The organism is Streptomyces sp. NRRL F-5122, from assembly GCF_001507435.1.
GTDB lineage: Bacteria > Actinomycetota > Actinomycetes > Streptomycetales > Streptomycetaceae > Streptomyces > Streptomyces lannensis.
Map to the genome: position 1 here is coordinate 333,095 of NZ_LMWH01000116.1, position 21,884 is coordinate 354,978.

At 70.7% G+C, this 21,884-nt stretch carries 17 protein-coding genes and 2 pseudogenes; 10 read left to right on the top strand and 9 right to left on the bottom strand.

The window, feature by feature from the left end:
- Positions 1-64: 64 nt before the first annotated feature.
- Positions 65-1,012: a phosphotransferase family protein gene (locus ADL25_RS14545; protein ID WP_059128117.1), complete on the bottom strand. Its 948-nt coding sequence runs from the start codon at positions 1,010-1,012 to the stop codon at positions 65-67.
- A gap of 237 nt (positions 1,013-1,249) precedes the next feature.
- Positions 1,250-1,717 carry a hypothetical protein gene (locus ADL25_RS14550; protein ID WP_059128118.1) on the bottom strand — a complete coding sequence of 156 codons (468 nt, stop codon included), beginning with the start codon at positions 1,715-1,717 and terminating at the stop codon, positions 1,250-1,252.
- Positions 1,718-2,040: 323 nt separating this feature from the next.
- On the opposite strand from ADL25_RS14550, the gene ADL25_RS14555 reads away from it, so the two are divergent.
- A complete protein-coding gene (locus ADL25_RS14555) occupies positions 2,041-2,730 on the top strand; it encodes a GAF and ANTAR domain-containing protein (protein WP_059128119.1) in 690 nt (229 codons plus the stop codon).
- A 51-nt stretch (positions 2,731-2,781) separates the two neighbouring features.
- Here ADL25_RS14555 and ADL25_RS14560 read toward each other — a convergent pair whose 3' ends face one another.
- The gene (locus ADL25_RS14560; protein ID WP_059128120.1) at positions 2,782-3,510 is read right to left on the bottom strand and encodes a hypothetical protein; all 729 of its coding nucleotides are present in this window, start codon (positions 3,508-3,510) and stop codon (positions 2,782-2,784) included.
- Positions 3,511-4,051: 541 nt separating this feature from the next.
- Between ADL25_RS14560 and ADL25_RS14565 the strand changes: the two genes are divergently transcribed.
- From ADL25_RS14565 to ADL25_RS14590, 6 genes are all read left to right on the top strand, one after another.
- Positions 4,052-5,041 carry an aldo/keto reductase gene (locus ADL25_RS14565; protein ID WP_059128121.1) on the top strand — a complete coding sequence of 330 codons (990 nt, stop codon included), beginning with the start codon at positions 4,052-4,054 and terminating at the stop codon, positions 5,039-5,041.
- Positions 5,042-5,113: 72 nt separating this feature from the next.
- Complete coding sequence (locus ADL25_RS14570; protein ID WP_059128122.1) at positions 5,114-5,797, top strand: alpha/beta fold hydrolase; 684 nt, start codon at positions 5,114-5,116, stop codon at positions 5,795-5,797.
- Positions 5,798-6,691: 894 nt separating this feature from the next.
- A complete protein-coding gene (locus ADL25_RS14575) occupies positions 6,692-8,029 on the top strand; it encodes a hypothetical protein (protein ID WP_234380917.1) in 1,338 nt (445 codons plus the stop codon).
- Complete coding sequence (locus ADL25_RS14580; RefSeq protein WP_059128123.1) at positions 8,026-9,453, top strand: VWA domain-containing protein; 1,428 nt, start codon at positions 8,026-8,028, stop codon at positions 9,451-9,453. The genes ADL25_RS14575 and ADL25_RS14580 overlap by 4 nt, the downstream gene beginning before the upstream one ends.
- 38 nt (positions 9,454-9,491) lie before the next feature.
- A complete protein-coding gene (locus tag ADL25_RS14585; RefSeq protein ID WP_059128124.1) occupies positions 9,492-10,610 on the top strand; it encodes an ATP-binding protein in 1,119 nt (372 codons plus the stop codon).
- Complete coding sequence (locus tag ADL25_RS14590; RefSeq protein WP_059128125.1) at positions 10,607-13,414, top strand: DUF5682 family protein; 2,808 nt, start codon at positions 10,607-10,609, stop codon at positions 13,412-13,414. Before ADL25_RS14585 ends, ADL25_RS14590 begins: the two co-directional genes overlap by 4 nt.
- A gap of 74 nt (positions 13,415-13,488) precedes the next feature.
- Here ADL25_RS14590 and ADL25_RS14595 read toward each other — a convergent pair whose 3' ends face one another.
- The 4 genes and pseudogenes from ADL25_RS14595 to tgmA form a co-directional block, all read right to left on the bottom strand.
- Positions 13,489-14,391: a DUF4232 domain-containing protein gene (locus ADL25_RS14595; RefSeq protein ID WP_059128126.1), complete on the bottom strand. Its 903-nt coding sequence runs from the start codon at positions 14,389-14,391 to the stop codon at positions 13,489-13,491.
- 87 nt (positions 14,392-14,478) lie between these two features.
- Positions 14,479-14,799: pseudogene (locus ADL25_RS50485) on the bottom strand (HAD family hydrolase); the annotation flags it as partial.
- Between the two features lie 82 nt (positions 14,800-14,881).
- The gene (gene tgmB, locus ADL25_RS14605) at positions 14,882-15,856 is read right to left on the bottom strand and encodes an ATP-grasp ribosomal peptide maturase (protein ID WP_059128128.1); all 975 of its coding nucleotides are present in this window, start codon (positions 15,854-15,856) and stop codon (positions 14,882-14,884) included.
- Positions 15,857-15,872: 16 nt separating this feature from the next.
- A complete protein-coding gene (tgmA, locus tag ADL25_RS14610; protein ID WP_059128129.1) occupies positions 15,873-16,064 on the bottom strand; it encodes a putative ATP-grasp-modified RiPP in 192 nt (63 codons plus the stop codon).
- A 462-nt stretch (positions 16,065-16,526) separates the two neighbouring features.
- Here tgmA and ADL25_RS14615 point away from each other — a divergent pair, with 462 nt between their 5' ends.
- From ADL25_RS14615 to ADL25_RS14625, 3 genes and pseudogenes are all read left to right on the top strand, one after another.
- Positions 16,527-17,384 (top strand): aldo/keto reductase, encoded by an 858-nt coding sequence (locus tag ADL25_RS14615; RefSeq protein WP_059128130.1) that lies wholly within the window; start codon positions 16,527-16,529, stop codon positions 17,382-17,384.
- 376 nt (positions 17,385-17,760) lie between these two features.
- A pseudogene (locus ADL25_RS14620) lies at positions 17,761-18,227 on the top strand (hypothetical protein).
- Between the two features lie 231 nt (positions 18,228-18,458).
- Positions 18,459-19,616: a low temperature requirement protein A gene (locus ADL25_RS14625; RefSeq protein WP_079050357.1), complete on the top strand. Its 1,158-nt coding sequence runs from the start codon at positions 18,459-18,461 to the stop codon at positions 19,614-19,616.
- A gap of 250 nt (positions 19,617-19,866) precedes the next feature.
- On the opposite strand, the gene ADL25_RS14635 is transcribed toward ADL25_RS14625, so the two are convergent.
- Both ADL25_RS14635 and ADL25_RS14640 read right to left on the bottom strand, forming a co-directional pair.
- Complete coding sequence (locus ADL25_RS14635; RefSeq protein ID WP_059128132.1) at positions 19,867-20,724, bottom strand: ribonuclease BN; 858 nt, start codon at positions 20,722-20,724, stop codon at positions 19,867-19,869.
- Between the two features lie 210 nt (positions 20,725-20,934).
- On the bottom strand, positions 20,935-21,744 hold the full coding sequence (locus ADL25_RS14640) for an SGNH/GDSL hydrolase family protein (RefSeq protein ID WP_059128133.1): 810 nt from the start codon (positions 21,742-21,744) through the stop codon (positions 20,935-20,937).
- Between the last annotated feature and the right edge of the window lie 140 nt (positions 21,745-21,884).

The following is a 21,884-nucleotide window of genomic DNA, read 5'->3' on the forward strand; positions in this document are numbered from 1 at the left end:
AGCCGGGGAACGGACGGTGTGACGAGCGTGCGGAAGACCTGGGCCGGGTACCCGCGCCCAGCCGTCACCGTGCCAGGACCTCACATACCGCGGGGTCGTCGAGCACGGACGTGCACCATGCGAAGTGGTCGTCGCCACCGCCCGGCGCGAAGGCGTCGCACGTGGCCATCGCATAGGCCGCGCGGTAGAGCAGCAGGTCGTCGGTCTCGTAGCCGAATTCGTCGGCGAACCGCTCGGTGAGCCGCCGGGTGATCTCCGCCGCGTGTTCCACGGACGTCGGAAAGATCGCCGCGGCGACGGCGGCGTCGAACCGTGGGTCCCCGCCCGTGGACAGGAAGCCGTAGTCGACGAGCGCGACGGGCCTGAGGTCGTCGTCCACCAGGACGGTCTCGGGGAAGACATCGCCGTGCACGACCGCCTCGGGGGTCGTCGCGGGCAGGGACCGCAGCCTCTCCATGAGACGGGCGCGCTTGCCCGGGAAGTCGGTGACCCGTGCGGAGAGCGGGCCGGAGCAGCGGCCGACCCGCCGGTCGATGAGATCGGCGAGGGCGGTGCCGAAGGCGGTGTGCCCCTCCCACAGCGGGCGCTCCTCGTCCAGCACGGGCAGCCGCTTCAACTCGTCGACGTCATGGGCGTCGGCGAGCCCGCGCAGCACCCGCACCAGGCACTCGACCGCTTCGGGCAGCACCTCGGGGTCGTCGGTACGGACCTTGACCGCGAGGGGCTCGCCGGTGGGCTCCCGCTCGACGGTGACCGGCACGCCTGCGATGTCCTGGACGGCAAGGATCCGTGGTGCCTCGAAGGGCAGATGCCCGGCGGAGTCGGCGTAGAAGCGCTGCATGCGCAGCAGTTCCGATCCATGGCGGTGCTCCCACACCCTGGCCACCCTGCCCTGGCCGACCAGGTAGACGGCGCCCTCCACCGCGCCCTCGACGGGCCGCGCGTCGGGAAAACCGGCGTCGACAAGGTGCTGAAGCCGCTCGGCCGTGGGATTTTTCCCCGTGTCGGACATCTCGCGCCTCCTTCTTCGCGCTTCGGTCCGCGTGGTCCGAGGAGCGTGAGAACGACGGGGGACCTAACCCAGGGCTCCCACGACAGCGGCCACGGCGACACGACGCACGACTGCCTCCCACGGGAGTGGTCCACCGGGCGACTCACCGAGTGCGACCGCACCACGCCTCTGTCGAACATACGGACGCGGTGGGATGCGTTGCGACCTCGGTTGACCCAGGCGGGTGAATCGGCTCCCTCAGCTCCAGAGGGGGTAGGTCATCGTCTGCCGGAACCCGTCCGGTCTGCCGTCCGTGTAGACGAGGCTCATCCGGGTGAACTGCTGCATCTTCGGGTTCTTCGCCCAGGGCTTCGGGTCCTCGAGGCGCACGGTGACCGAGTACGAGTGGAACGTGCCCGCCGCGCAGTAGGGATCGCAGTCGTTCACCAGGTTCGTGCCCGTGGCCTGCGCGGAGTCCGCACCCCAATGGGACCAGCGCAGCGAGGCCAGGCGGCTGTTGCCGTCTCCGCAGGCCAGCATGAAGTCGCCGGGGTGTACCTGCGGCTTCCACAGGCAGTCGACGAGCACCGGGAGGGCGGGCTGCTGCTGCACGGCGTGTGCGGCCGGCGGTGCCGCCGCCGGGAAGGCGGAAGCAGGCCCCATGGCCGCCGCGAGCGATGCGACGGCACAGAGTGTGACCGCCGTGGTGACTGTGTATCTCCGCATGTGTGCTCCCGGCCGCCTGTCTTCGGACTCCTGCGCCCGTACCTGCTCGGTTCTGTGATGACGCTACGACCGTGCCGCAGGATGCACCACTTGTACGGAGCAACACCGCGGCCACGCCGCCGAACCGCCTGCCTGGCCGTCACCGAGGGCGACCGGTCCGGCGTGGTGCCCGTGGCGTTCCCCGTGCGGCGCGCCGTCCGGCCGACTGCGTGAGCCGGGGCCGGCCTGCCCGCCGATATGCCGCCGGACGGCCGTGTCGCGGCGTGGATTCGTCCGGTTCCCGCGTGACAGGCTGGAGAGAAGCCCTGTAGAGGGAGGACGGTATGGACTGGCGCGTGTTCGGTCAGCAGATGGCCTCGATGGCGCGCGATCTGCTGGCGCAGGAATCGGTCGATGCCACGCTGGCCGGGATCACCGGGTCGGCGACGGAGCTGGTGGAGGGCTGTGACGAGGCCGGCATCCTCATCTTCCAGGGCAGCCGCGCGGAGTCTCTGGCACCCACCGGCCGGGTCGTGGTCGAGAGCGACCTGCTCCAGGAGCGCCTCGGTGAGGGCCCGTGTTTCGACGCCGCCCGCAGTTCCGAGGGGGAGCGCGTCTTCCGGATCGCGGACTTCACCACCGCGCAGCCGGGCTGGCCTTCCTACGGTCCCGAGGCCCGCAAGCTCGGCCTGGGCAGCATGATGGGGTTCCTGCTGTTCACGGAGTACGAGGACCTCGGCGCGCTGAACCTCTACTCCTTCCGCCCCGGCGCCTTCACCGAGGCCAGTGAGACCGCCGGCTGGCTCCTGGCCTCCCACGCCGCGGTCGCCTTCTCCAGCGCCCGCACCCACGCCCAACTGCAGAACGCCCTCACCACCCGCCACACCATCGGTGAAGCCATGGGCATCCTGATGGGCAGCCATGACCTCGCGGAGGACCAGGCCTTCGACGTCCTGCGCCGCTACTCGCAGGAACACAACATCAAACTCCGCGAGGTCGCCCGCCGGATCTGCGAACGGGGCACCGTCGTCTGACACAGGGGCCCGCCCCCGCCGGCGGGGGCGGGCGTCGCCCCGGCGCCCGGGTCAGCCGGTGGTCCCCATACGGTCCCGCCCCGGTGGCACCGACCTCGTCCAGGCTGCCGGTGCCACCGACCGGGGGGAGTTTGCAGGTTCGGCCCTGCTGTCGGTGCGCGGGCTGTCCGGCCACAGCTGAGCATGTCGGCCCGCGACCGCATGGTCCATCGTGTGGCCCTGGAGGTGCCGGCTGCTCCCGGCAGTCGCGTCGACCATGGCCTGGGCGACCTGTTCGAGGCTGTTCTCCAGCGTCTGCAGCAGTTGCTCGTCCTGGTGGCGTAGCGCGCCCAGCAGGTCCATGGCCCGTTCGTCGTCGGCGAGAGCGGCGATGCTCTCACCGACCCGGCAGGCCGCCAACGCCTGGGCAGTCGCGGCGTACTCGCCCTCGATGTTCTTCAACAGGCGGCGCTCGGCAGCCGGTTGACCGCCGTACAGCAGGCCGTCGACGATCATCGCGCCGGCCTCCATGGGGATGCGGGCCGCACGGAAGGCGCCCGTCACGAGCGTGCGGACGATCGCGGTCGTGTCGGACAGCAGGTGGCGGGGCCGGATGGCACGTACGTGGTCGTCGATGCGCGTCATGTATTCGTGGGCGTCGGCGAGGTGGTGTTCCATGGCCCGGCGGTGCGGTCCGACCGGGGTCACGGCCATGTCCGCCCTGAACCTGTCGATGACCGCTGCGTGGGCATCCCGGGCATCCTGCAGCGCCGGGATCAGCGCGTGCGTCGTCAATGTCATTGCCGTACTTCCTTGTGTGGCGTTCTGGAACGGCGTGAGTGGGGAGGCGCCCGCGGCGCGGATGGCAAGTGTGGGCGGCCCCGCCACCAGCGTGTGCGAACGGGCCGAAGATCGCCTGGCGGCCGCCGGCCCCCGTGCGGAGCCGAGAGGGGCTCCGACCGGCGCGATCCTCGTCGGCCGGTGCGTGCGATCACGCCCTGCCCCGCTGATCCGTCCGGGTGGCGGCAGCGGGCCGCGTGCCGCGCGGGTGGCGAAGGGCCGCGTCCGGGTCGAGCGCGGGGAGGCGGAGGGCGCCCCTCACTGCTTGACTTGGAGTGCACGCGAAGTCCTAGCGTTCACGCCGTGGAACTCCGGGATGCCGATCCACGGGATCCGCCGCCCGACGGGCCGGCGAGGCGGTCACGAGGTCGTGCAGCCGCACATGGGAAGCGGCCCGCCCTCGTCCCTGGGCCATCAGGCGGTTCCCGGCGAGTTCCGGTGCAGGGGCGGGCTCGCGGCCCGTCCAGCGGCAGGACGACATCGCAAGAAAGGCTGGGACGACATGGAGCAGCGCAGGCTTCGGGACCTGGAGGTTTCCGCCATCGGGCTCGGCTGCATGGGGATGTCCGCCTTCTACGGCTCCGCCGATCAGGAAGAGGGCGTCAAGACCATCCGGCGCGCCCTCGAGCTGGGTGTCGACTTCATCGACACCGCCCAGATCTACGGTCCGCTCACGAACGAGTTGCTGATCGGACGTGCGATCAAGGGACACCGTGACGAGTACGTCATCGCCACGAAGTTCAACTATCGCATGGACGACGCCGTTCCGGGCGACATGAGCACGGTGGGGCGGCAGGACGGTTCCGCCGAGCATGTACGCAGCTCGATCCACGGCTCGCTCAAGAGGCTCGGGACCGACCACATCGACCTCTACTACCAGCACCGCGTCGATCCGAACGTGCCGATCGAGGAGACCGTCGGTGCGATGGCCGAACTCGTCGCGGAGGGCAAGGTCCGCCATATCGGGCTGAGCGAGGCGAGCGCGGAGACGATCCGTCGAGCGAACGCCGTCCACCCCATTGCCGCGGTGCAGACCGAGTACTCGATGTGGTCACGCGACCCGGAGGCCGCCGTACTTCCCACGTGCCGTGAGCTCGGCATCGGGTTCGTGCCGTACTCGCCGCTGGGGCGCGGCTTCCTCGCGGGCCGGTTCACCTCTCCCGACGAGCTGGACGAAGGGGACTTCCGCCGCAGCGGTCCGCGGTTCACGGGCGAGAACCTGCAGGCGAACCTGAGGCTCGCGCAGAAGGTGAAGGAGATCGCCGCGGAGAAGGGCGTGACACCCGCGCAGCTCGCGATCGCCTGGGTACTGGCGCAGGGCGACGACCTCGTCCCCATCCCGGGCACCAAGCGCCGCACCTACCTGGAACAGAACGCGGGCGCGGCGGACGTCGAGCTTACGAAGGACGAACTCGAGCGCATCGAAGCCGAGTTGCCCGAGCCGGCCGGGGAGCGCTACGACGAGGCGGGGATGAGGGCGCTGAACCGTTAGCAGGTCCGGACGACGTTAGGCCGACGGCGAACCCCCGGTCCGGCGGGTGAACCCGTCGCATAGCCTGCGGACATGATGGATCACCGCCGGGTCGACCTGACCGGGATCCGGCTGGCCTACCGGGTGTGGGGCCCGCCGGATGCTCCGCCGCTCGTCCTGCTGCATGCACTGGGCGAGGGCGCCGCCGACTGGGACGCGGTGGCGCCCGTGCTCGCCCGGAGCCGACGGGTGTACGCCCTCGACCTCCGCGGTCACGGACTGAGCGACCGTCCCGGAGACTACGCGCTCGAACTCATGCAGAGCGATGTACTGCGCTTCCTTGACAGCCTGGGACTCGACCGGGTGGACCTGATCGGCCATTCGCTGGGCGGTGTCGTCGCTTATTTGTTCGCCGCGGACCGTCCGCAGCGAGTGGCCGGTCTTGTCCTCGAGGACGTTCCGGCGCCCCGTGACCGCGAGCCGAGCACCCCTGCCAGGCCGGAAGGCGAGCTCTCCTTCGACTGGGAGGTGGTCCCGGCGGTCAGGAGGCAGCTCGACAGGCCCGACCCCGCGTGGTCGGATCGGCTCGGTCGGATCACCGCCGACACCCTGGTCGTGGCCGGCGGTCCGAGCAGCCACATGCCCCAGGACGCGGTCGCCGAACTCGCCCGGCTCATCCCGGGCGGACGTATGGTCACCATTCCGGTCGGCCACCTGGTCCACCGCTTCGCCCCGGAGGCGTTCACCGAGGCCGTCGCCGACTTCCTGCGGCTCTGAGGCACATCCCGGAGCATCCCGGCTCCGAGGCACGGCCCGGAGTCGCTCGCCGGTCGTACGCCGGGCCCGGCACATGACGGCCGAAATACCCGCGCGGCCGTGATGTGCTCCGACGTGTGAAGGGGGGCAGGCGGCACCGCGGACGGTGAGGCGGTCGCCACGCGTACCTCCCGCCGTGCGCGCGATGGACCACTCCCGGCGCCGCCGAGCCGTGCTCCGGCTGCCTTGTCAGTGGTCCCCACTAGGTTCAGTCGTGTCCCGCCGAGCCGGTGGGGAATCCCCCCTTGCCGCAAAGGAGATGGTGCGTTGTCGGGCTGGGAGAAGTCGAGCACGGCGCGGGTGATACCACCCGCGATGCCGCGCAAGCTCGCGAAAGTCCCGTTCGTCGAACTGGCCGACGGACGTCTGCAGGGCGTGGTGTCCAGCGGATCCGACATCGAGCGGGTCTATGTGTCGTCGGTCGCGGCCGGCACCTACGCGTTCGCCTGCAGCACCAACAACAACCGTCCCTGCGGCGGCGCGCGCGGCTCGTTCTGCAACCACATCCGGGCTCTGATCAACGAGGCGGTGCTGCAGTACGGCATCGAGGGCGTCGCCCGCTATCTGCGGGTCGAGACCGGGGAGGGCGAGGCGAGCGCGGAGAGCCTTGCCGCCGCCATGACGGGCACGCATCCCTCGTCGGCCGGCAACCAGGCAGCGGCCCCCGTCTTCAGCCGATTCCTGCGCCATCTGTCCTACCTCGAACTCGCCCCCACCACGGCGCCGTTGCCCGAGATGCAGTGGTTCCCGCCGACCAGGGCGGGCGTGGCGGACGCACTCCGGCACCCGCTCGGTTCGGCCGAAGTGCAGAGCACCGGGCTGCTCGCCGAGCCCATCGCCGGCCTCGACGAGGCGATGGCCGCCGTGGACGCCTTCGAGCGGACCCTCGTCGGCGGTCTGCTGCGCCCCCGGCCCGAACAGGCCGCCGATCTGGCCGAGTTCGCCGATGCCCTTGCGGGCACACCGCTGGCGTCCGGCGTCGCCGAGGCCGCGGAGAAGGCGGCCGCCGGAGCCGCCGGCGAGGACCACTACATCGCTCTCGCCGCTGCCCGCACCGCGCTGCTCGGCTCGATCCATGACGCCCTCATGGACCGCGTCGAGGAGTGGACCGGCCGGAGCCGCGGTGAAGGGGCGGCCCCGGCCCTCGCGCAGCGGCCGTCGGCGAACGTGCTCGCCGCCGCCCGCTCCTGGCTGTCGGATCTGGCGCGCGCCGGCTGGCGGGGCATCGACCACGAGCTGGTGTCCGGAGTGGCACCCGTCGTCTCCGCGATGCTTCCGGACCCGTCCCTGCGCCGCCTGGCCACCCTCCTCGACGGGTTCGCCGCCGAACTCGCCGCCTGCTGCCCGGGAGCGACCCTGGAGCGGGTTCCCGAACGTCGCTGGGCCGACCTGTGGTCCCGTGCGATCCTCCTGACGCTGCCCGGTGCCGCCGACGTGCCCGTGACCGGCACGGCCACCGGCCGCCTCCTGCCCCTCGGTGTCGACCTGCACGAACACGCCACCGCCGCACGGGCTCAGGTCCACGCCGTGTTCGAGCCCGCTGACGGCACGGCGCCCCGACTGGTGCGCGCAGGTGTCTCGGTACCGAAGCCGGACACTGTCGTGGGGGCCGGCGTGTGGCAGCTGATGCGGCCCCATATGGCACTGCTGTCGGCCGTCGGCGAAGGCCGTTCGATGGACATCACCGATATGCCGATCACCGACGAGGGCGACCTGGTCTGGCACGACGAACACGCACGTCCCGGTGAGCCCGCCGAGGTCTTCGCGACCGCCCGCGTCGCTCTTCCCACCGCGCACGCCTCGGTGACCGCGCCGCTGGACCGGCATCCCGCCGCCGTCGCGGTACCGGTGTTCCTGGAGGGCTACACCGTCCGGAACGACGACGCCATGGAACTCACCGCGGCCGGATGCACCCTCGCCGTCGACACGGACCGCATCCCCGCGGCCGGCCCGCTCACGGCCGACGCCGTCGCGTCGTCGAGCGCGTGCATCGGACTGCTCCGCTGGGACGCCGGGATGTTCGTCCTGCAGCCGCTCGCCGTCGAGACCACCGTGCGCAAGAAGGCCGTCGCGATCCAGGCGGGCGCCTGGGCCGGAGGCACGACGGACAAGGCGGGCCTCAGGGCGGAGAAGGCCGCCACCGACGCCGCAGCGGTGCTGCGCGAGCGAGCCGGAAGGCTGCTGCGGAAATGACCGACGCGACCACGGGACAGAGCCACCGGGCGGACCTCCACGACAACCGGCGCCAGGTGCTGTACTGGCGACTGCTGTCCCGCCTCTTCGACCACGAGGAACAGACGACGCTTGAGTCGGCGAGTATCGCCGTCGTCGAGGACATCGGTCTGCCACCGGCACTCCTGGACCCCCAGGCGTCCGTCGACTCGATCGTGCAGCGTCACCCGGAGCTCGCCGCCGAGTTCCAGGGCCTCATGGTGCCCGAGCCGCAGTCCGGGGCCGACGGCGAAGCGCGCGATCGCGCGGCCGAGGTGCGGCGCGCGGCACTGGTGTCCAAGGTGCTGCTCAATGTCTTCGCCGCCAGGTCCGGTACGGTCAGCGCCGGACAGCTGTCGCGCTGGCAGTCCGACGCAGGCTGGCTGGAGCGCGCGCTCGGCTGCAAGCCCGGCGAGCTGCGCGGTGGGCGTCCCGGAGGAGGCGCGGGCCGGGGCGTCGGCCCGACGGGCACGGGTGGCGGCGGGGCGACCCCGGACCTCAGCCGGATGATCCCGGCGATCGGCCCCGAACTGGGCGCCATCGAGGCCGATCTCGTGCGGCGGATGCACCTGCGCGAGGTGCTCGCCGATCCTCGGCTCGCCGCGCAGCTGACGCCCAGCATGTCGCTGATCGAGCAGCTGCTGCGGGACAAGAACAACCTGTCGGGCGTGGCACTGGCCAACGCCAAGGCGCTCATCCGCCGTTACGTCGACGACGTGGCCGACGTGCTGCGCACGCAGGTGGAGAAGGCCACGGTCGGCGCCGTGGACCGCTCGGTGCCGCCCAAGCGGGTGTTCCGCAACCTCGACCTCGACCGGACCATCTGGAAGAACCTCACCAACTGGAGTCCGGAGGAGGAGCGGCTGTACGTCGACCGCCTCTTCTACCGGCACACCGCCCGCAGGACCACGCCCCAGCGGCTGATCGTGGTGGTGGACCAGTCGGGCTCGATGGTCGACTCGATGGTCAACTGCACCATCCTGGCGTCCATCTTCGCCGGGTTGCCCAAGGTGGACGTCCATCTCATCGCCTACGACACCCGCGCGATCGACCTCACCCCCTGGGTGAACGACCCGTTCGAGGCTCTGCTGCGCACCAATCTCGGCGGCGGGAACGACGGCCCGGTTGCCATGGCAATGGCCCGCCCGAAGATCGCCGAGCCGCGGAACACCGTGATGGTGTGGATCTCGGACTTCTACGAATTCGACCGCTCGCAGCCGCTGTTCGAGGGCATCGAGGCGGTGCACCGCTCCGGGGTGAAGTTCATCCCCGTCGGCTCGGTGACCAGCTCCGGCCGCCAGGAGGTCAACCCCTGGTTCCGGGAGCGCTTCAAAGCTCTCGGCACACCCGTGATCTCCGGACACATACGCAGGCTCGTCGACGAACTCAAGACGTTCCTCGCCTGAGCGCCCCACGCGCCCCAAAGACCCACGAAAGGCCCCTCATGTCCGACCTGCTGCGCGCCCCCGCCGAGACCAAGTACGCCGAGGAACTCGACTGGCTGGAGTCGATCGACGACAATTCCAAGCCCTTCTCCTGGCGGCTGTCGCCCAAGATGGTCCGCCTGTTCATCCTGGGCTCGGAGCCCTCCGACGGCCTGGACCGCGAGATCTCGCAGAAGTGGTTCGGCGATCGCAGCTTCGTCGAGCGCTCCATCGTCACCCTCGCCTCCGACCGCGGACTGCTGCTCATCGGCGACCCGGGCACCGGCAAGAGCTGGCTCGCCGAACTGCTCTCCGCCGCGATCTCCCGCAACTCCACGCTCGTCGTGCAGGGCACCGCCGGCACCACCGAGGACCACATCAAGTACTCCTGGAACGTGTCCATGGTCATCGCCAAGGGCCAGTCGCGGGAGTCGATGATCCCCTCACCGATCATGACCGCCATGGAGACCGGCGCGATCGGCCGCTTCGAGGAACTCACCCGCTCCACCAGCGACGTCCAGGACGCCCTGATCTCCATCCTCTCGGAGAAGTACATCTCCGTCCCCGAACTCGACGGCGACAGTGACAACATCGTCTTCGCCAAGCCGGGCTTCTCCGTCATCGCCACTGCCAACAGCCGCGACCGGGGCGTCAACGACCTGTCCTCCGCGCTCAAGCGCCGCTTCAACTTCGTACGGATCCCGGTGGTGACGAACAAGAAGAGCGAGGCGGAGATCGTCCGCTTCCGCACCGAGGAACTCCTGCGCCGCCATCAAATCGAGCTGGACGTGCCGCCGACGCTGCTCGACGTGCTGCTGCAGAGCTTCGCCGACCTGCGTGCCTCGGCGGCCGCGGCCGGCAGCGACGACGAGAAGCTGGAGTCCGCCCTGTCCACCGCCGAGCAGATCGGCGTCCTGGAGGACTCCATCCTGCACAGCAACTTCTTCGGCGAGCGCGCCCTGACCGCCCGCACACTCGCGTCCTCGCTCGTCGGCTCGCTGGCCCGGCGCGAGCCGGAGGACCTGGCCATCCTGAACAAGTACCTGCACGGCGTCGTCGAGCCGCGCAGCAAGGACGAGGGCGGCGCCTGGCCGGAGTTCCTGGAGGGTGGTCGCGACGCGATCGCCACCCTGTCATGAGCGGCACGAACGAGGGCACCTTCGAAGCGCTGCGCACGCAGCTGCGCGAGGCCGCCTCGACCTTCGCCGACGGGCCCGACGCCTTGGAGGGCATCCTCCTCGGCATGGTCGACGACGTCGACCGCGCCGTGCGCGAGCCGCTGGAGGTCTTCCCCGTATGCCATCACTCGCCCGCCTCGGCGGTCGCCATGGCGCGCCGCCTGCGTGAGAAGCAGCCGAAGGTCGTGTATCTGGAGCTGTGCGAGGACATGGCCCCGCTGCTGACCGAACTGCGCAACTGCAGGCTCCCGGTCGCGGTCCAGGCGTACGCGACCGAGGTCGACGGTTTTCCCGCCGACTGGGCACCGCTGTCGGTGGTCGCCCCGATCACCGAGGCCTCGGCGGAGTACCAGGCGATCGCCTACGCGCTGGACACCCCTGGCGTGGAGCTGGTCCTGGTCGACCGCTCCTCCGACCACGTCTTCCAGTGGGACGCCCGCGCCCAACAGCCCGCCGCGCCGGACGACCCGGAGGCACCATCCGCCGAGGTGGAGGCCGCGCTGCACGGCGACGCGGTCGGCGTGGAGATCGGCGACCTGCGGCCGCGCTTCGCGGAACTCGAGGAGCATCTGCTGCGCCACGGTCGGGTGCGCCACTGGTCGGAGTGGTGGCACCAGTACGTCGAGCTGCCGCTCGGGGACGCCGACCACGACACATACCGCCAGGTCATGTTCCTCATCGGCAGCCTCTTCCGGCGCCTCGCGCCCGGTGATCCGCACCGGGTGCGGGTGGACGAGGACCGGGAGCGCCACATGTGGACCCGGATGCGCGAGCACCTGGCCGTCACAGGCACCGACCCGGCGGACTGTCTCTACGTCTGCGGTGCCTTCCACGCCGCCAGCGACGTCGAGGAGTTCGGCGTGCACGGCGTCGACACCTTCGAGATCGGTCTCCGCAGCGGCACCAAGTGGCTGCACGGCCTCATCCCGTCCAGCCACACGGCGATCGAGGCGCAGTTCGGCCTCGCCTCCGGCTCGGTCTCGATCGCCGCGACGCTCTGGACGAAGAACCTCGAGCGGACGCGCGTGAAGCCGTACCGCCTGACGGGCCAGGCGGGCACGAAGAAGACGACGCCCGGCAGGACCACGCCCGGCAGGACCCCGCAACCCGCACCGCAGGCACCGACGGCCGATCAGCTGACCGGTTTCCTCCGGCGCCCGCCCGTACTCGACCAGCTGGACGAGGCCGAACTGCTCGGCTGGTCCGTGGACATCGTGCACGCCGCCCGGCGCAACGGCTATCTCGCCTCCACCGCCGACGCCATCGCGGTGTTCCAGACGTCGATCCTGCTCGCCGGGATGCGTGACCGGGCCAGGCCCACGCCGTACGACTTCCAGGACGCGGCGGTCACCTGCATCGAGAAGGACGCCGTGCCCGGCAGGCGCGATGTGCGCCGCCTCGTGGAAATCATGATGGGTGGCGACCGGATCGGCCAGGTCGGGTACGACGCCCTGCCGCCACTCGCCCGCGACGTGCACGACCGGCTCGCACCGCTGAACCTGAAGCTTCAACAGCGCGGTGTGCAGCGGGCGTTGCTGGACATAGCCGGCCGGCCCGAGCTCGAGGCGTGCTCCGACGTGCTGTGGATGCTGCGGTACCTGATGCCGCAGGGCGCGGCGAGGCCCATCATGGGTGAGCGACGGCTCGGCGAGCGGCCGATCCAGGAGTCATGGGACCTCGCCCTCGGCACCCACCAACGGGCCCTGATCGAACTCGGCTACGAGGGCGTCGGTATCGAGCAGGTCCTTGAACAGCGCCTTCGGCGCACGGCGTACGCTCCGCAGGCAACGGCGGCGGTCGTGCTGGAGGCCGTGGAGGACGCCACGCTGTACCTGCGCCGCCGCCGCCTCGCCGACGAACTGGGTACGCACGCTTTGGGCGTTCTGGCGAGCGAACGCAGCGTCGACGGCGCTCCTGAGGTGCTCCGGCGGGTACGGCGGATGCTCGCCCACTACCGCACCAGCGAGCCGGTGCTGCCGTCCTGGATCGAGTCCTTCGTCAAGGCCGGCTATGCGCACTACTGCACGCTGCTCCCCACCGCGTTCGCCGACGAGGAGGCGACCGTGCGCCAGGTCGGGGCGATGCTCGGCTTCCTGTTCAGCATGGAGGGCCTGGCCCTGTCGCTGGGCTGCGACCGGACGCAGCTGGAGCTTGCGGTCATGCAGTCGCATCCGCAGGAGCCGTCGAAGGTGGCGCTGTTGTGGGCGGCGCAGGTGCAGCTCGGGCGCCTGTCCCGGGAGGATCTGCGGGCCCGCTGCGACGAACTGCTGGGCAGCCCCCTGGTACTGCCCGCCTATCCGCGCTACCTGAGCGGATTCGTGCACGCGCTGGAGCCCGTGCCGGCCCTTGCCGACTTCGTCGTGGAAGCGGTGTCGAACGCCTTCGGGCGGTTGCCGGACCCGGTGCTGCTGCCCTGGCTGCCGACCCTTGTCACCACGCTGCGATCCGGCGGGGCCGATCTGGCCCCCTTGCTGATCCGCGAGGCGGGACGGATCTTCCCGGGCCGACTCGCCGCGCTGGACGAGTGGGTGCCGCCGTGGCGGGAGCCGACGGACGCACCGCGTGCCGATCGGACCGTGCGCGCCGGTGGACGCCGTGGCGCCGTACTGCCGGCCGCCCACCCGGCGACGTGCGACGCGGTGGCGACGCTGCTGGGCTGGGACGGTGCCTGGCAGCCGGAGATCGCCGGACCGGAGGGGGCGACGCTGCTCGCCCGCCATCCGCAGACGGCGGCGGCACTGGAGGTGCTGCTGGCCACGGCCTGACTCCTGCCCGGGCGGTGACGTCACAGCGCAAGTCCCGCGGCCCTGATGCCCCCGGTGCCGTACGACGGTGGGCATCAGGGCGACGTGCTGGCCGACGGGTTCGTGACGCCGCCGCGTTCGGTGTCCTTCTTCCAGGGGCCGACGCCCAGTCTCCCCGTTGTGCCCAGGTCGAGCTCCGGCGTCACCATCACCGGGGCGGCTCCCGTCTTCGCCCGGATTCTCACATAGGGGGCATTGACCGGATCACCGGCCTCGACCGTGTTGCGCCAGACCAGTACGGAGTAGGCCTGCTCGCCGGGCTTCAGGAGCACCGTCCTCGGCGGGCCGTCCGCACCGGTGCCGGTGGCGATGGCGCTGCCGCCGTGCAGGATCTTCACGCCCGTGACCGGGCGGTGGCCCTCGTCGAACAGCTGGACCTGCGGATAACCGTAGAGTCGCATCGTGCGCGAGCCGCAGTTGACCAGCCGGACACCCACCACGCGTAGCCCCATGGCCGCATCGCCGTCATCGGCGTACACATGCGCGCCCGAAGCGGGGCAGGGACCTCCCGTGGACGGCGCCTCGTCGGCGGGAACGCTTCGCACCTTCAGGATCCGCACCCGCGTCGTGTCCGTGTCCGAGATCGGGCCGTCCAGGTCGAAGGTGCGCCGCACGGTTCGTCCGGGCGCTACGGACGGAACCGTCTGAGTGCTGTTGACCAATGCGCCTCGGGATGCCGAGAGCAAGGTGAACGTGATCGTGAAGGCGGTCGGCACCTTCTCGTGATTGGTCACCTCGAACTCGGTGCACACGGTGGGGCCGGTGCCCGCCCCGAGGATCCTGACCCCGTCGACATCCGTACCCGAACCGCTTGCCGACGGGGGCTCCGTCCCGCAGGAGGAGTGCGCGGGTCCGGGCACACTGCCGGATGTGGCGGACTGTGTTCCGCACGCCGTCAGGAGCAGCAGACCGGCGAGGGCGAGGGGGACGCGGCGCATGGGCCGAGTCGATCAGGAACAACGGACGCCGTGCTGTGACGGAGGCCACCCCTCCGGTCACAGGGGTGTCACAAGAGGGCCGCCTGCTCACGCCTGACGGGTCGTGAAGAGGCTCTCCAGCACCTTCGCCACCCCGTCCTCCTCGTTCGATGCGGTGTGCCGTGGCACCACTGCGCGTACCGCCGGGTGGGCGTTGGCCATGGCGTGGCCAGTACCTGCCCAGGTGACCCGGCTTCGCTCAAAGGTCGGGAGTGAGCCCGGTAGCAGGCCGTCTTGCGGGTGGGCAGGCAACTCGAACACGGTGAGCCAGTCGGCGTTCGCCTCGATGAACTCCCGCATTCCCGCCGTCAGGCGGAGCCGGACGTCGTCCCGCACCAGAATCGGCCGCGGCGGTTCAGCGTGTGCGCGCGGAATGCGGGCCGCGGACGGCGCAGAGCGCGGTGTGCGGCGCGGCGCACGGGGCCGGTACGTCGTGGAAGAGCGGTGGCCGTCATGTCGGACGTGCCGCCGGCGTGGCATGGGGCCCGGGTTCCGGCTCGTGACCTGCCAGCCATTTCGCCACGGTGGCCGCGATCGGCTGGCCCGTGTCCAACTCCACAAAACCGAACTGACCCGACTGGTTGCACTCCAGGAACCACCAGATCCCGTCGGAGTCCTCCACGAAGTCGAAGGCTCCGTAGGCCAGTTCGGCCTCGCGCAGATAGGTGTGCACACCCGTCGCGATACTCGCCGGGACATCGACGGGCTGCCATGGCCCGACGGACGGGGCGAAGCGGACGTCGACGTGATCCGGGTCGGGAGCGGCCGGCTTGCGGGCGGCCAGAAGGCGCTCGCCGACGGCGGTGAGGCGGACGTCGGCGCGCTTCGGTATCCGCCGTTGGAGCAGGGTCGGACCGAAGGCGACGGCGGCGAAGTCGGCGTCGGGGGCGATGCGGCTGGTGGGCACTGCCCTGGGCGGGTCCTCGGGGTGGGTGCCGGAGACGGGCTTGACCACAAGATCGGGGAAGCGCGCGGCGAAGTCCCGGGCGGCCTGCGGAAAGGTGGTGATCAACGTGGCCGGTACGGGGAGCCCGCTGCGCTGGGCGAGATGGAGCTGCCAGGGTTTCCTGCGGGCCCGCCGGGCCGCTTCGGGGCGGTTCATCCACCGTGCGCCGGTGGCGTGCAGCATGCCGTAGAGGGCCTGTGAAGTCTCCTCGGTGAGCCAGGCGGACGGTTCGGCGACGTGTGCGGCGGGCTCGCCCGGCCTGCGTACCCAGATCGACCGCAGCCCGTCGGTGCTCACCAGCCGGCCGGCCGTGGACAGGTGCCCGTGGAAGGAGCCGTGTACGTACTCGCCCGAGAGCGCGACGACGCCGGGGAGGTCGGCCGGGTCCAGCCGGACGACGGGGACTCCGGCCCCGTTCAGCTCGGCCACCACCATGTCCGCGGTCACGTCCTGTTCACAGGTGAGGATCAGCACGGTCATAGTCGACGTTCCGTGTTCAGTCGTCGAAGTGGGTCTTCGAGCCCGCGGTGGAGGTCGTGGCCCCCCATTCCCGCAACACTGCGTGTTCGTGTGCGGCGATTCGCCCGTCGGGAAGCACGTTCAACTGCAGTCTGGAGTCGTAGCTATACGGAGCGCTGACCTCCAACTCCTCGGCACTGCGAGCGTAGTTGAGTGCGAAGGGTCGCATCGTCTCTCCTTGTTCGGTGCTGCCCCGTCAAGCGGACGGTGACGCTCCGGCGTCACCGCCGCCCGCCGGGGCGCTGTGCTTCCACGGAGTTATACGAATCGAACGAGTGAATGGTTGCCTCACGTTGCGTCACCAAGCGTCGGCCGGCTCCTGTGCGTGGCCCGCATCATGGAACCGGCCTTCGCTCTAGTGCCCCGCTCCATGAGACGCGCACCTCCGCGTCGGGGATCCGCTTGCGGGCCGTGCCTGAGTGGGAGCCCTGGCCCGACGCTCCATGGCCGTGTCGCCCGACCGTGCCGCCCATTCATGCGGCGCACTGCTGAATGCGTTCGCATTCTTCTATTGGACCTGTGATCGGCGGAGGGTCAGGCTGGAGGACGCGCCGGCACCGCTGCGGGGCACCGCCCCGGGGGAGGCCGGTCCGGCCACCCGATTGCGACAGCCGAAAGAGGTCACGAGCCCATGCATACCCGCCGTATCGGTGACGTCGAGGTCAGCGCGATCGGCCTGGGCGGCATGCCCATGTCGATCGAGGGACGGCCGGAGGAGGCGCGCTCCCTCGCCACCATCCACGCAGCGCTCGACGCGGGCGTCACGCTCATCGACACCGCGGACGCCTATCACTTGAAAGCCGGCGAGGTCGGTCACAACGAGACCTTGATCGCCAAGGCCCTCGCCTCCCACGAGCGGGGCGCCGATGTCCTGGTCGCCACGAAGGGCGGCCACCTGCGCCCCGGCGACGGCAGCTGGACGCTCGACGGCTCCCCCCGGCACATCAAGGAGGCCTGCGAGGCCTCCCTGCGCCGGCTGGGCGTGGAGGCCATCGGTCTCTACCAGTTCCACCGGCCCGACCCCAAGGTTCCCTACGCGGAGTCCGTCGGAGCGGTGCGCGATCTCCTCGACGAGGGCAAGATCCGCATGGCGGGCGTCTCCAACGCCGACCCGGACCAGATCCGTCTGGCAGGGGAGATCCTCGGCGGCCGCCTGGTCTCCGTCCAGAACCAGTTCTCGCCGGCCTTCCGCTCCAGCGAGCCGGAGCTCCGCCTCTGCGACGAACTGGGCATCGCGTTCCTGCCGTGGAGCCCTCTGGGCGGTATCTCCCGGGCGAGCGAACTGGGCTCGGCGTATGCGCCGTTCGCCCGGATCGCCGAGGCGCACGGGGTCAGCCCGCAGCAGGTCTGCCTGGCCTGGATGCTCGCCAAGTCTCCCGTGGTCGTCCCGATCCCCGGCTCCAGCCGTCCCGAGACCATCCGCGACTCGGTCGCCGCCGCGGACCTCAAGCTCACGTCCGAGGAGATCGCGGAGTTGGACGCGGTCTGATGCGGCACGGCGAGGGCCCGGCACCTCGGTGCCGGGCCCTCGCTCGTCCGGACCGAGTACGCCTCCGAGGGGCGCGGGGGTCGGCGAGGGGGGCGGGCCGTAGCCGGTCGGGGTCGCGCGTGCGTTGTCGGGGCGCTGCGGGCCGGCGAACGGTGTCCGGTTCGCCGGTGGCGGTGTTGTTCGTGGGTCTCGGCTCGCGGTCGAGGAGATCGTGGAGCTGGACGCGGCCCGATGCGGAACCGCGGGGCCGGGTGTGCGTCGGAACGGCGCCGGAGTTCGACGGATGGCGTTCGCCCTGTCGGCCAGGTACCCATGATGGGCGCGGGCCCGGGAGGACCGGGTGCCGTGGCCGATGGGCAAGAGGGCGAAGGACACGATGAACACGACCGGTGCCGCGATCGCGAGTGCGGTGGTCTTCGTATGGCTCGGGATGGTCCTGGCGATCTCCTTCCTCGAAGCCCCGCTGAGTTCCGCGCGCCCGGGGTGACGATCCCCGTCGGGCTGGGCATCGGCAGGCTCGTCTTCCGCGCAATGAACATCGCCGAGACCGTCCTGGCGGCGGCGGTCGCCGTGACCGTGGGAGTCAGCGGACCACCGCGCTCCCTGGTCGTGCTCACGGGCGTTCTGGTCGCCCTGCTCGTCGTGCAGCTGGGCGCCGTCCGCCCACGGCTCAACCGGCGGTCCGACCGGGTTCTGGCCGGCGAGGACCTGCCGCGGTGGAGGGGGCATCTGCACCATGCGGCTCTGGAAGCGGTGAAGGTCGTTCTCCTGATCGCACGGGGGGGTCGGTCTGTCGGCGCACTGACGCGCGCCGGGACGCGCGTCGCCGTCCCGACCCGCTGAGCAGGCCCGTCGACGGTGATGATGTGATCGACCCGAAGCGCATCACCATGACCGTGGACGGCGACGGGTACCGGACGTATCCCGCACCCGTCCGGCTCGTCGTGACCGGTGGTGGCCGTGTGCCGAGGGGCTTCCGCATGGGCGGGCGCCGGGAGAGGAGCAGGAAGCGTGACCGGAAGCGGCGAAGGGTCGCAGGGCGGCGGAGGGTCGACGGGGTCCCTGCTGCGGGGCATGATCAGGCGCGACCCCGAGGAGGAGCACCGCGTCGCCACTCCGCTCGAGCTCCTGTTCGACCTTTGTTTCGTCGTGGCCGTCGCACAGGCCGGTACCAGGCTGGAACACGCCCTGGTCGAGGGGCACGCCGCTCACGGCATCGTCGGCTACGCCATGATCTTCTTCGCCGTCTGGTGGGCCTGGATGAACTTCACCTGGTTCGCGTCGGCGTACGACACGGACGACGTGCCCTACCGGCTCACCACACTGCTGCAGATCGCGGGCGTCCTCGTCCTGGCGGCAGGCGTGCCCCGCGCCTTCGACCGCTCGGACTACTCCATCGTCGTGGTCGGCTACGTGGTCATGCGGCTGGCCCTGACCACCCAGTGGCTCAGGGCGGCACGGGCTGAGCGGGGCGCTGCCCGAACCACGGCCCTGCGGTACGCCTTCGGAGTCGTCCTGGTGCAGATCGGCTGGGTGGCGTTCGGGTTCGTGCTGCACCACCACATGAAGGCGTGGGTCTTCCTCCTGCTCGCGGCCGCCGAGCTCGCCGTTCCCGTGGTGGCCGAGCGCCCGAACGCCACCTCGTGGCATCCCCACCACATCGCCGAACGCTACGGGCTGTTCACCCTGATCGTCCTCGGCGAGACGGTCGCGGCCGCGACCGTGGCCGTCCAGCGGGCTCTTGACAGGGGCGGCTCGACGGAGCTGCTGCCGATCGCGGCAGGGGGACTGCTGCTCGTCTTCTCCGCCTACTGGACCTACTTCGTCGTACCCATCCACGAGCATCTCCGTGGCGGCAGGAGCGCCTTCCTGTGGGGATACGGTCACTACCTCGTCTTCGCGACGGCGGCCGCCATCGGTGCGGGACTCCAGGTGGCGATCGCCCACGTGGCCGGCGACGCGCACATCGGCACGGCGACAGCCGCCGCATCGGTCACCGTGCCCGCCGCCGGATTCGTCTTCTTCACCTGGCTGCTGCATGCGCGCCACTTCAAGCGGTCCCTCGGTCAGCAGGCCGTGCTGCCGCTCACCGCGCTGGCGATTGTGGCCTGTACGTTCGCGGGCTCCTGGGCGGTGCTGTGCGCCGGAGCCGCGGCCGCGCTGAGCGTGGCCGTCTCCCTGTCGCTGGGCCACCGCATCGGCGGCTCCGAAGGAGTGAGGGACATGCGCTAGGATTGACGCACAGCAGGTCGCTGGAACTCGCGGCGCCCGGCAGTGCGTTGGTGGTCCAAGGAAAGACGTCCCGCTTCCTGCGGGGAGATGCAGGTGCAAGGCCTGCCCGGCGCTCCATCACGAACCCCGTCCCCGCCCAGGGGGCGGGGTTCGCGCGTTGTCGCCCCAGGGCCGGATCGCGCCGGGCGCAATGGGCCCGGTGCCCGACGGTCACATCCTTGTCGAGAAGTCCCCGTCGCTACGGCGCGTTTCAGCGCAGGTCGGGTCGAGACGCTCGTCGAGGCCTCCACCGTCTGTGTGCCTCGTGGATGTGACGACCGAGCAGTGCACCTCCGAAGACCACGAAGCCCACCCCGATGAGCCAGGACTGCACGACGAGGACGGTGCCCATGGCGCCGTAGGTGACCGCGTTGTTCACGATGAGCGGGGAGAACACCTGGTAGGAGAACCAACGCAGCCCGACCAGGCCCAACATGGTGGAGACCGCCCCGGGCAGGAGTGCCCGCCAGGACACCCGGCTCCCGAGGAGGAAGTGCTGCCCCCACCAGAAGAACAGCGCACCGAACAGGACGGTCAGCGTGATGCGGACGGAGGACTGGGGCACCGAGCTGTCCAGCACGGCACCGCTCTGCACCTCGGCGAAGAGATACGCCGTCAGGGCCGTGAGCCACACGGCACGGCGCCAGACGGTGTGCCAGCGACCCGCGGGCAGGCTCCAGACCCGCTCGTAGCCGGTCTGCACGCTCGAGGCGAAGGTGAGGCCGAACAGCGCGACGGCGAGGACACTGAAGACGCTGGTGGCGCTGAGCACCCTGCGGGGCGTGGCGAACAGATGGCTCACGGCGTCCGCGGGATGCCCCGAAAGACTCATGCCGTCGATGACCCAGTAGGCGAAGCCACGGTGCTGGAAGGGGGAGGCGGCAGCGATGACGATGAGCAGTGGGGCGAGCGTGACCAGAGCCAGCGCGGCGAGGCCCATGGAGCGGTGCAGCAGTTCCATCTCGCTGCCGTGCTGCCACAGCCGTCCGGCAGCCGAGTTGTGCCAGCGTGAACGCAGTCCGTGGTGCTGGGGTCGCTCGTCCCGGGGCGGGCCTGAGGAACCCGTCATGCGTCCCCCGTTTCCCGAACCACCATGGCACGAAACCTCCCCGCCCCGTAGCAATCCGTCTGCCGCCGCGGCGCACACCTGCGGCGAGGCCCCCGGGCGCATGACACACGCCCCCTGGCTCCGGCAGCCGACCTCCCGTCGAACCGGGCCTGCCCCGGTCGGTCACGGCGCCGGACAGCGGGCCGACGGCCCACCGTCCGGCGCCCGGGCTCAGGCCGATTTGGCGAAGACGGGGAGGTAGCCGTGGGACTGCCCCGTGGAGGTGGGGTGGTACGACTCCACGACGGCGAGCAGGCTCACACTGCGCAGCCAGGGACTGGCGGAGCAGATCTCGTGACCGGAGAAGGCGCCCGCGACGTCGGCGTAGGTGAACCCGTGGTCGGCAACGCGCTTGGCGATCACGGTGTTGAGACGGTCGACGGAGCGGTTGACGGCAGCCCGTGCGGTGTCCGAGAGACCGGCCATGCAGCTGCCGCTGAGCTTGTACAGGTGCGGATACCCGAGGACGACGACGCGGGCGGCCGGAGCCCTTCTGCTGATGGCGGCGTAAAGACGGTCCAGATCGCCCGGAAGGGTGGTGTCCATGTACGTGCGCGCGTCGGCGTTGGCGGACACACACGCGGTGGTTCCCCGCAGCACACAGGTCATCATGACGTCGGAGAACCCCGAGTCACTTCCGCCGACGGTCAGGCTGACCAGACCGGTGCGACGGGTGAGCGAGCCGAGCTGACGGTTCATGACATCACTTGTGCGAGCACCGTTGCACGCGGCGAAGGCGAAGGACGACACCGCGTGGGTCGAGGCCCACAGGGCGGGGTAGGCGTGGTTGCTGCGCAGGCAGTTGCCGCTGGAGGCGATGTAGGTGCCGGCTCCGACCCCGGACGAGTAGGAGTCGCCGAGGGCCGCGTAGCCCGTGGCCACTGTCTGCGGAGCCGCCTGTGCCGTCGTGGCTCCGGTGAAGGTGCAGGCGGCGGCGAGAATGAGGGAGGACACGCGTACCGCGAATCGGGACTGTCTCATAATCTCCTGCCTTAGCACGCTCCGTGCACCCCGGAGGCGAGGGCGGTGAGCACACGGCCGGTCGTGTTGAAGAGGCCCTGCGCGCGTGCCGCCGCCGAAGCGCCGCGTGCGGCAGAGGACTTGCGCGGGAGAGAGCAGGA

Bases quoted from the DNA above. Each gene is read 5' to 3' on its own strand.
- ADL25_RS14545 (WP_059128117.1), bottom strand. From the start codon at position 1,012: ATGTCCGACACGGGGAAAAATCCCACGGCCGAGCGGCTTCAGCACCTT.
- ADL25_RS14550 (WP_059128118.1), bottom strand. From the start codon at position 1,717: ATGCGGAGATACACAGTCACCACGGCGGTCACACTCTGTGCCGTCGCA.
- ADL25_RS14555 (WP_059128119.1), top strand. From the start codon at position 2,041: ATGGACTGGCGCGTGTTCGGTCAGCAGATGGCCTCGATGGCGCGCGAT.
- ADL25_RS14560 (WP_059128120.1), bottom strand. From the start codon at position 3,510: ATGACATTGACGACGCACGCGCTGATCCCGGCGCTGCAGGATGCCCGG.
- ADL25_RS14565 (WP_059128121.1), top strand. From the start codon at position 4,052: ATGGAGCAGCGCAGGCTTCGGGACCTGGAGGTTTCCGCCATCGGGCTC.
- ADL25_RS14570 (WP_059128122.1), top strand. From the start codon at position 5,114: ATGATGGATCACCGCCGGGTCGACCTGACCGGGATCCGGCTGGCCTAC.
- ADL25_RS14575 (WP_234380917.1), top strand. From the start codon at position 6,692: ATGGCCGCCGTGGACGCCTTCGAGCGGACCCTCGTCGGCGGTCTGCTG.
- ADL25_RS14580 (WP_059128123.1), top strand. From the start codon at position 8,026: ATGACCGACGCGACCACGGGACAGAGCCACCGGGCGGACCTCCACGAC.
- ADL25_RS14585 (WP_059128124.1), top strand. From the start codon at position 9,492: ATGTCCGACCTGCTGCGCGCCCCCGCCGAGACCAAGTACGCCGAGGAA.
- ADL25_RS14590 (WP_059128125.1), top strand. From the start codon at position 10,607: ATGAGCGGCACGAACGAGGGCACCTTCGAAGCGCTGCGCACGCAGCTG.
- ADL25_RS14595 (WP_059128126.1), bottom strand. From the start codon at position 14,391: ATGCGCCGCGTCCCCCTCGCCCTCGCCGGTCTGCTGCTCCTGACGGCG.
- tgmB (WP_059128128.1), bottom strand. From the start codon at position 15,856: ATGACCGTGCTGATCCTCACCTGTGAACAGGACGTGACCGCGGACATG.
- tgmA (WP_059128129.1), bottom strand. From the start codon at position 16,064: ATGCGACCCTTCGCACTCAACTACGCTCGCAGTGCCGAGGAGTTGGAG.
- ADL25_RS14615 (WP_059128130.1), top strand. From the start codon at position 16,527: ATGCATACCCGCCGTATCGGTGACGTCGAGGTCAGCGCGATCGGCCTG.
- ADL25_RS14625 (WP_079050357.1), top strand. From the start codon at position 18,459: ATGATCAGGCGCGACCCCGAGGAGGAGCACCGCGTCGCCACTCCGCTC.
- ADL25_RS14635 (WP_059128132.1), bottom strand. From the start codon at position 20,724: ATGACGGGTTCCTCAGGCCCGCCCCGGGACGAGCGACCCCAGCACCAC.
- ADL25_RS14640 (WP_059128133.1), bottom strand. From the start codon at position 21,744: ATGAGACAGTCCCGATTCGCGGTACGCGTGTCCTCCCTCATTCTCGCC.